Source organism: Thermodesulfovibrio sp., from assembly GCF_049969575.1.
GTDB classification, from domain to species: domain Bacteria; phylum Nitrospirota; class Thermodesulfovibrionia; order Thermodesulfovibrionales; family Thermodesulfovibrionaceae; genus Thermodesulfovibrio; species Thermodesulfovibrio obliviosus.
Genome location: NZ_JBMFOO010000014.1, coordinates 1 through 9,393, shown reverse-complemented (window position 1 = coordinate 9,393; position 9,393 = coordinate 1). Strand labels below are relative to the sequence as shown.

The window sequence follows — 9,393 nt, the reverse complement described above, 5'->3', positions numbered from 1 at the left end:
CCTTTTTTACTTCCTCTGCCTTAACCAAAGAAACAGACATCAGAAGAGCTAAAACTACTACAACATACCTAAAACTTTTCATAACAGCACCTCCATTTAATTTTTACTTTTATAAATGCGAAATATGTGCCAGAGTGTAACTCATTGATTTTAAAGGATTTGTGAGAATATGGATTATACAAATTTGTATGAAATTACAATTTCGTTGTTTTTCTTAAAACTTCCTAATCCTTGTAATTCTTACATGAGGGTATTATAATTAATCTTTGAACTAATTTATGAAAGCATTTATGAAACATATTATTTTCCAGGGTGGGCTTAAACTATTTTTTTGGCTTGGAAAAATTTTAAAAAAACAGCATCTTCAGAAATTTTCAATCCTGTTAGGAAGCCTTCTTTACTACATTCCCTGGTCAAGAAAACATATTGCCTTCGAAAATTTAAAAATCGCCTTTCAAGGGCAATACAGCGAAAAAGAACTAAAAAAAATCCTGAAAAAATTTATTCAGGAAGTTATATTAACTGCCCTTGAAGTTGCCTTTATTGTCAAAAAAAATGAAAAACTCGCTTCATGGGCAAAGGCAGAGGAACTTGAAGTGCTTGATGAGGCATTAAAACAAAATAAAGGAGTTATTGCATTAAGCGGGCATATTGGAAATATTCCTGTAATGCTTGCATGGCTCGCTGAAAAAGGTTATCCTGTAGCAGTGCTTTTTAAAGAAGGAAAGTATTTGCCAAAAGGATTTCTTTACAATTTGATAAGTTCCTATAAAATTTATCCAATTCCTATGCATTCTGACAGAGAAGTGCCAAAGGAGATTATTAAAGCATTAAACAAAAACATGATAGTTTTTATCCTTGCTGACCAGGCAAGACCAGGAGTATATGCAAAATTTTTTGGTAAGTATGTTCAATGTCAGAAAGGTGCTTTTGTAATTGCTTTAAGGAAGAATTCTCCAATAATTCCTATTTTCATTGTGAGAGAAAAGGAAGAACACACCATAAAAATTTACAGGGAAGAAAAAATTTTTCAATCACTTGAACCATCTCAGAACAAGAGTTTTTTATCCTCCGATGAATATTTTGTAAGACTGATTGAAAATTACAACTTCATTCTTGAAAGCCTGATAAGAAAATATCCTGAACAGTATTACTGGTTTCACAGAAGATTTAAGAAGAGCCTGGACTAAACTGTAGATGCCACAGTTCACTGTAAAGTCCTCCCAGTGAGAGTAACTCTTCATGAGTTCCTTGTTCAATAATCTGTCCTTTATCCATGACAATGATTTTATCAGCTCTTTTGATTGTAGAAAGCCTGTGAGCAATTACTATGGTTGTTCTTCCTTTTCTCATTTGTTCAAGTGCTCTTTGAATTTTCTCTTCTGACTCTGTATCAAGAGACGCAGTTGCCTCATCAAAAATTAAAATTTTCGGTTCTCTAAGAATCGCTCTTGCTATTGTTATTCTTTGTTTTTGTCCTCCTGAAAGCAAAATTCCCTTTTCTCCTATCAAGGAGTCATAACCCTGAGGCAATTTCATAATAAAATCATGGGCATCTGCAAGTTTTGCAGCAGCCAGAGCTTCTTCAAAACTGGATGAAATATTGCCAAATTTAATATTGTTTATTACTGAATCATTAAATAAAACAATATCCTGAGTTACAAGAGCAATCTGAGACCGCAAACTGTAAAGAGAAAGCTCCTGAATGCTTACTCCATCAATCAATATGTCTCCTTCTGTGGGATACCAGAATCCTGCAAGCAAATCTGCTATTGTGCTTTTACCTGCACCTGAAGGACCAACAATTGCCACAGTTTCGCCAGGTTTTATTTCAAAGGAAACATTTTTTAAAGCATAATCCTTTGCAAGTGGATATTTAAAAGAAACATTTTTGAACACAATATGACCTTTCAACTCTTTTTCAACTCCCTTTTCAGGCTCATGTTCAACAAATATTATTTCTCTCAATCTTTCAATAACATTTCTTCCCCTCTGAAAAGAGGCATTTACTCTGCTCAGCCTTTTAAGAGGAGTATACATGAGAATAACAGCTGTGGCAAAAGAAAAAAAGTCTCCAGAAGAAATTTTGTCGTGAACAACAAGCCATCCACCATAAAAAAGTATCATTGCTACACCAACTCCAGCAATCACCTCTGTAAGAAGATTGGTAAACTCTTCTGTTCTTACTTCGCGCATTATATTGCGATAATGCTCTCCAAGAGCTTTTTTATAACGCTCAATCATGTCTTTTTCCATTGTAAAAGCCTTAATAATCTTTATACCATGAAGTGTTTCATGAAGAAGAGTGGTCACTTTTGCAATTCTTAATCGAGTTTTCATGCCTATGTTTTTCATGTTTTTACCAAGTTCTGTCATAACATAAATCATAAAAGGAATAACTACAAAGGAAAGAATCGCAAGGTCCCATCTACGATAAAAAGCAACACCTGCTAAAACAACAACAGTCAATCCCTCAACAATGAAGTCTTTAATTGTATTTGAAACTGTGCTTTTAAGCAGATCTACATCATTTAAAACCCTGGAGATGACATTGCCTGAAGAATCCCTGCAAAAAAATGAAAAAGGCAGTTTAAGAAGCTTTTCATAAATCATGTCCCTTATATTTTTCACTATTTTCGCACCAATTGAGTTCATTAGATAGTTATTTAAAAATGTAAAAACACCTCTTAGAGTAAAAAGAATCACAACTCCAAAAGTAATCAGATAAAGATACTCCGAAGATTTTTTAACAAAAATCTGATCCATTGCAGGCTTAACACTCCATGCAATGGCTCCATTTATTCCTGATATTGCAAACCCGCAAACAAGAGCCAGAAGGAGTCTTAGACGATGTTCCTTAATAAGTCTCCAGAAAACTGCAAGGTCATCTATCCATTGTTTTTTAAACTTAATTTTGAATTGTTTTTCTATTTCCATATTTTTCCCATGCTTCGGCATATTTTAAGAAGGAGTAAAAACTGTAAAGAACTGCCAGAATAAATCCTCTCAGACCATCCAGAAATCCTGCTCGTAAAATATACATTTTAAAAAAAGTAAAAAGAGGAGAAAAGATCATCCTAAAAATTATTTTATATTGAGAAGGATTGTTTTTAACAATCTCCTCTGCTGCCAGGCAGGCATAGCTCTTCATTTTTCTTATGAAATCATCAATGCTGTGATAAGTGTAATGAAGCAGAGGCTCTTTTAAATGTCCCACTTTACCTTCAACCAGGATTTTTTCATGGACCTGTCTTTTCTGCATTTTTCCTTTGCTTTTTTTAAAAAGTCTAAGCGTATAGTCTGGCCACCAGCCACTGTGTTTGATCCATTTACCAAGAAAAAAATTCTTTCTTGGTATAAAATATCCATCTTTATCTTCATTAATTTTATCCCTTATCTCCTTTTTTAAAGCCTCTGTAACTCTTTCGTCAGCATCTAAAACCAGAACCCATGGAAGAGTTGTTTTATCTATAGCAAGCTGTTTCTGTCTGGCAAAACCCTGCCATTGGCACTGAAAAATCTTCCCTGTATATTCACTGCATATCTGCACTGTTGTGTCTTCACTGAAGGAGTCAATAACAACAATCTCCTCAAAATCTTTAACAGACTCCAGAGCATCTCTAATGTTTTTTTCTTCGTTTTTCGTTATGATTGCCACTGATACAGGAATTTTCAAAAAAACTCAGCCCCCTATTGTTGACATCGCTCTTAAAGGTCTATTGTCAGAGAGGCTCTGAGGCTTAAGCTGAATTGCTTTTATAAGAATTTGTCTTATTTCATCCTCTGATGCACCGCTTCTTAAAATTCTTTTTAAATCAATTTCTCTGTCTGAGAAAAGACATGGTCTTAATTTCCCTTCTGCAGTAAGCCTGAGCCTGTTACATCTTGTGCATATATGGGCTGAAAGAGGACTTATAAAACCCAGCAATCCTTTTGCACCTTCAAGAATAAAATACTCAGCTGGTCCTGATTTTTTTATCTCAACAGGTATAAGACTGCCTACTGTATTTTCTATTTTTTGTTTTACCTCTTCTCCAGAGATAAATAACTCTTTTTCCCAGTTGTTTTGCCCAATTGGCATAAACTCTATAAACCTTATTTGATAGGGAACTTCCATGCTCCAGCGGGCAAATTTTTCTATTTCATCATCATTAATTCCTTTCATTACCACTACATTTATCTTTATAGGATATAGTCCGGCTTTATAAGCCTGTTCAATCCCTTCAAGAACATCTTTCAATGAGCCTGATCTTGTTATTGTTTTAAATTTATTCTCATCTAAAGAGTCAAGACTAACATTAACTCTTTTAAGCCCTGCCTCGTATAGGTCCTTTGCATATTTTTTTAAAAGTGTGCCATTTGTTGTCATTGCCATGTCTTTTATGTCCTGTATCTTAGAGAGTCTTTCAATAAAACTTACAATGTCCTTTCTCACAAGAGGTTCTCCACCTGTTATCCTTATTTTAGAGATTCCTATTGTCGTAGCAATCCTTATTATTTTAAGGATTTCCTCATAACGCAATATTTCATCATGAGGAACAAATTTAATACCTTCCTGAGGCATGCAGTAAATGCAGCGGAGATTACATCTATCAGTTACTGAAACTCTTAAATAATCAATGTTTCTGTTAAAATTATCTTTCATCTTTTTGTTTTGCTTTTTACTTTTTTGGTAGGCTTTTTATCAGAATTCCAGCTTTTAAGTATCTCAGCTATTTTTTGCTGAGCAATCTCTGCTTCCTTGGATTGAGGATATCTTTCAATAACTCTTTCAAAAACCACCTTTGCTGTTTTTTTATCTTTCAACTCAACAAAAGCCATTCCTTCTTTAAGAAGTGCACCAGGAGCTTTCTCATGCTTTGGATATCTTTTTAAGAATTCTTCATATGCAAGAATGGCATCTTCATATTTTTTTTCATTATAATATGTTTCGCCAATCCAGAAGTAAGAATTTGGAAGAAGTTCAAAATCTGGATAATTTTTTATTATTTCCTGAAATTTTTCTCTTGCAGAGGCAAACTTCTTATTTTTCATATCAATATGAGCTGAATCATAAATTGCCTTGGGATCTTTTAATTGTTCCTCAGGAGCTTTTGCTGGTTGCTGTTTTTCTGAGGGTTGAGCTGGCTGAGTTAATTTAGCTTGTAATTCTGCTATTTTATCGCTTAGTTCCTTAAATTTTTTTTCATTCTGAAAAGAATTTTCTTCAAATCTTCCTTTTAGAATTTGAAGCTCCTTTACATAATCCTGTGTTTGAGCAAGAAGGGTCAGTTGCCCTTCCTTTAATGCCACTGCTGAGCTTAAATCCGAAGACATCTTGTCAACCCTTGTTTTAAGTTCTGAAATTTCCTGTTTTAATTGGTTGTTTTCCACATAAAGCCTGGCAATATCAGATTTCATCTGTTCAAACTCACCTGTTGTAACACATCCAGACAAAATTACTGAAGCTATAATGCCTGTAAATGCTATTCTAATTTTTTTCATTTTCCCTCCTCAATAAACACAAAATGTGCTCTTCTGTTTTTCTGCCAGCAAGATTCATTGTGCTCATTGCACAGAGGTTTTTCTTCACCATAACTGATTATTTCCATTTTAGATGAAGGCACTCCAAGAGTTATCAAATACTGTTTCACTGCATTTGCTCTTTTCTGTCCAAGAGCAAAGTTGTATTCAGCTGTTCCTCTTTCATCACAATGACCTTCAATTATAACTTTCAGTCCTGGGTATTCCTGCAAAATAGAGGCAACCTTTTTTAAAGTTGGAATATCTTCCTGTTTTATATCATACTTATCAAAATCAAAGTGTATATCCCTAACTTCATCTTGAAGTTTTTTTACAAGCTCTGACATCTTTTCAGTAGAAATTTCTTCTTGCTGTTCTGGTTTCCCAGCCTCTATTTTTTCTTCTTTTTTTGGGATTTCTCCTTCTACTTTGCCTTCAGGCATATATATTTTTCTTTCAGCACAAGCAAAGACAAAGAAAAGACAAAAAATAACTAAGAAAAGATTTTTTATGCTCATTTTTTGCCTCCATGGAGGATTTTTATAACAGGCTTGCCGTGTTTTTTCATATTTATATAATACAACAATTAATAAAGCTTTGAAAGGTCAGCAATAGATTTCAACAGCAAAGCCAACTCCTGCAAGAGCGCAAGTCTGTTTCTTTTGATATTTTCATCTTTATCCATAACAAGCACTCTATCAAAAAAGTTGTTTATAAATGGGGTAAGGGTATTAAGACAATTTAAGGCATCAAGAAATTGAGCTTTTGTTAAATATTCCTTTAGCTGGTCTTTTTTTTCTATAATTGCATTGTAAAGATTTTTTTCCTCTTGTGTAATTAAAACAGATGGATTTAGTTCAAATTTTTCATAATTTTTAATAATATTTGAAACTCTCTTTACTGCAAGAAAAAAAGAATCAAAATCTTGTCTTTCATAAAATAATTTTACTGCCTGAAGCCTTTGTTCAACTTCATAAACAGGACGAAGCAGAATAAAATCAGTGATTGTTTTTATCAAATTTACTCCATAATTAGAACTCTCAAAATAGCTTTCCAATCTTTGAGCAATAAAAGTTGAAATCTGCTTCTTTATATTTTCATCAACAAAATTCTCTATTGTATCAACACAATCTTCAATGCTTAAAGGATATTTTTTTCTTAATAGTATGGATAAAATTCCATTTGCTGCCCTTCTCAAACCAAAGGGATCTTCTGTCCCTGAAGGAATCTGTCCAAGATAAAAAAACGAGGCAATATGATCAAGTTTGTCTGCTAAACTTAGAAGACAACCTTCTTCTGTAGAAGGCAGAGCATCTGTAAAACTCTTTGGAAGATAATGCTCTGTAATTGCCATTGCAACTTCCTGTGTTAGTCCTGCTGCTTTTGCATAATATCCACCCATTATTCCCTGAAGTTCTGGGAACTCTCCAACAACCCCACTGGCAAGATCAGCTTTACAGTATCTGGCAGCAATTCGGAGGGAGTCAATCTTGTTGGGTAAAACTTTTTGAGCAATTCTTTCAGCTATTTTTAAAATTCTTAAGCTTTTATCATATAGGCTTCCAAGTTTTTCGTGATATACTATGCCCTTTGTTGCCTCAACAAGACTATCCAATCCCTTTTTAATGTCTTCCTCATAATAAAACTTTGCATCTTCAAATCTTGCTTTTATAACCTTTTGAGCACCCTTTCTAACATTATCTTCATTTTCTTTTATTGTATTAGTTACTACGATAAAATAATTTTTCAGTTTTCCATTAAAATCAGTAACTGCAAAGTATCTTTGATGATCTTTCATAACTGTAATGAGCAACTCCTCAGGAAGACTTAAATATTCTTCAGGAAACTCACATAAAACTGAGTTAGGAAACTCAACAAGATAATTTACTTCTGTGAGAAGCTCTTCATCCAGCAGAACTTTTCCATTTACTTTGTTTGCAAGCTCTTGAGCTTCACTGATTATTATCTGTTTTCTTTCTTTCTGATCAACGATTACAAAGGCTTCATTAAGAGCTTTTTCATAATCCTGTATTTTTGATAAAGATATTGAATTTTCAGTAAGAAATCTGTGCCCGTAGGTCTTTTCTTCTGCTTTTATGCCGTCTATCTCAAATGAAACTACTTTATCATTATACAAACACATAAGCCATCGTACAGGTCTTACAAATTTTATAGTTCCACTTCCCCATCTCATCATCTTTGGGAAACTAAGGGAAAAGAATAATTCCTTTAAAAGCTCTGGCAAAACTTCTTCTGTTTTTTTTCCTTTTTGTGTGACTTTAGCGCAAACATAGTTTCCTTTGCCTTTTTTCTTGATTTCTAATTGACAAACATCTATGTTTTGTGCTTTTGCAAAGGCATATGCAGCCTCTTTTGGCTTTCCCTGTTCATCAAAGGCATGATGAGCAGGAGGACCCCATATAAGCCTTTCATCTGATGCTTGTTCCTCTGAAACCTTTGCCTTAATTGTAAGCCTTCTTGGTGTTGCATAAACCTTTAATTCTTCAATATTTATTCTGAAGTGAGAAAAAATTTTCCCCGAGTTTTCTTCCAATTGCTCGATTGCCTGCGGAATAAATCTTGCTGGAATTTCCTCAACTCCTATTTCAAAAAGCAGATTCATTTGTAGACCTCTTTTTTAAATAAAATTCTGCACAAGCCTTTGCAAGAGCCCTTACCCTTGCTATATAATTCGTTCTTTCTGCTACTGATAAAACTCCCCTTGCATCAAGAAGATTAAACATGTGAGAACACTTAAGACAGAATTCATAGGCAGGCAAAAGAAGCCCTAAATCAAGCATTCTTCTTGATTCTTTTTCAAAATCATCAAAATGTTTTTTTATTAATGCTGGATCAGAATAATCAAAATTAAAATAGGAGAATTCTATTTCAGAGTCACGATGAATCTGTCCATAGGTAAATTTTTCATTCCACTTAATATCAAACACATTGTCTACTTCCTGTAAATACATGGCAATTCTCTCAAGCCCATAGGTTATTTCAACAGAAACAGGATTTAAATCAATTCCTCCTACCTGCTGAAAATAGGTAAACTGAGTTATTTCCATTCCATCAAGCCATACTTCCCATCCAAGTCCCCATGCACCAAGAGTTGGAGATTCCCAGTCATCTTCTACAAATCTTATATCATGCCTGTTAAGCTCTATACCAAGAGCTTTCAGGCTTTCAAGGTAAATCTCCTGAGAATTCGCAGGTGATGGCTTTAAAATAACCTGATACTGATAATACTGTCCGAGTCTATTTGGATTTTCTCCATATCTTCCATCTGTAGGTCTTCGACATGGTTGAACATATCCTGTACGCCAGTGCTCTGTGCCCAGAACTTTAAAAAAAGTTGCACTATGAAAAGTTCCTGCTCCAACCTCAATGTCATAGGGCTGCAGTATCACACATCCTTTTTCTGCCCAGTATTTGTTTAGTGTAAAAATTATATCTTGAAAATACATAGATTTTCATGATACTTTAGCTTAGAGGTTTCTGTCAAATGTATCCAAGAATTCTTATAGCAGGCATTCGTGGTGGAGCAGGAAAAACAACTGTAGCTCTTTCAGTAATCTCACTTCTTGTTAATAAAGGATTAAATGTCATTGCCTTTAAAAAAGGTCCTGACTATATAGACAGTGGCTGGTTAAGTCTTTTTTCAAAAAATCCATGTTACAACCTTGATACATTCATGATTCCTCCTGAAAGAGTGATTAAATCTTTTATTGAAAGAGCAAAAGGAGATATCTCTGTCATAGAAGGAAATAGAGGACTTTATGATGGACTTGATACTGAAGGCACAGTTTCTTCAGCAGAACTGGCAAAACTTTTAAAATGTCCTGTTATTTTAGTTGTAGACTGCACAAAAATAACTCGTTCAGTAGCTGC

Annotated in this window: 8 protein-coding genes and 1 pseudogene; 2 read left to right on the top strand and 7 right to left on the bottom strand. The window is 34.1% G+C overall.

The genetic code is table 11. The annotated features are described in order from the left end of the window. Positions 1 to 290 precede the first annotated feature (290 nt). Positions 291 to 1,190 (top strand): lysophospholipid acyltransferase family protein, encoded by a 900-nt coding sequence (locus tag ACP5O9_RS04580; protein ID WP_424905013.1) that lies wholly within the window; start codon positions 291 to 293, stop codon positions 1,188 to 1,190. Here ACP5O9_RS04580 and ACP5O9_RS04575 read toward each other — a convergent pair. The 7 genes from ACP5O9_RS04575 to ACP5O9_RS04545 form a co-directional block, all read right to left on the bottom strand. Continuing rightward, complete coding sequence (locus ACP5O9_RS04575; RefSeq protein WP_353686173.1) at positions 1,171 to 2,937, bottom strand: ABC transporter ATP-binding protein; 1,767 nt, start codon at positions 2,935 to 2,937, stop codon at positions 1,171 to 1,173. The two genes, ACP5O9_RS04580 and ACP5O9_RS04575, sit on opposite strands and share 20 nt — an antisense overlap. Then, positions 2,909 to 3,676 carry a glycosyltransferase family 2 protein gene (locus ACP5O9_RS04570; protein ID WP_353686174.1) on the bottom strand — a complete coding sequence of 256 codons (768 nt, stop codon included), beginning with the start codon at positions 3,674 to 3,676 and terminating at the stop codon, positions 2,909 to 2,911. Before ACP5O9_RS04570 ends, ACP5O9_RS04575 begins: the two co-directional genes overlap by 29 nt. A 6-nt stretch (positions 3,677 to 3,682) precedes the next feature. Continuing rightward, entirely contained in the window at positions 3,683 to 4,645 is a 963-nt protein-coding gene (gene moaA / locus ACP5O9_RS04565; protein WP_428723519.1) for a GTP 3',8-cyclase MoaA, read from the bottom strand. After that, positions 4,642 to 5,484: a tol-pal system protein YbgF gene (ybgF, locus tag ACP5O9_RS04560; protein ID WP_353686176.1), complete on the bottom strand. Its 843-nt coding sequence runs from the start codon at positions 5,482 to 5,484 to the stop codon at positions 4,642 to 4,644. Before ybgF ends, moaA begins: the two co-directional genes overlap by 4 nt. Beyond that, on the bottom strand, positions 5,481 to 6,020 hold the full coding sequence (gene pal, locus ACP5O9_RS04555) for a peptidoglycan-associated lipoprotein Pal (RefSeq protein WP_424905015.1): 540 nt from the start codon (positions 6,018 to 6,020) through the stop codon (positions 5,481 to 5,483). Before pal ends, ybgF begins: the two co-directional genes overlap by 4 nt. Positions 6,021 to 6,088: 68 nt before the next feature. Then, a complete protein-coding gene (glyS, locus tag ACP5O9_RS04550) occupies positions 6,089 to 8,125 on the bottom strand; it encodes a glycine--tRNA ligase subunit beta (protein ID WP_428723518.1) in 2,037 nt (678 codons plus the stop codon). After that, positions 8,109 to 8,969, bottom strand: a complete 861-nt coding sequence (locus ACP5O9_RS04545; RefSeq protein WP_353686179.1) for a glycine--tRNA ligase subunit alpha — start codon at positions 8,967 to 8,969, stop codon at positions 8,109 to 8,111. Before ACP5O9_RS04545 ends, glyS begins: the two co-directional genes overlap by 17 nt. A gap of 38 nt (positions 8,970 to 9,007) precedes the next feature. Here ACP5O9_RS04545 and ACP5O9_RS04540 point away from each other — a divergent pair. Continuing rightward, positions 9,008 to 9,393: pseudogene (locus ACP5O9_RS04540) on the top strand (cobyrinate a,c-diamide synthase); the annotation flags it as partial.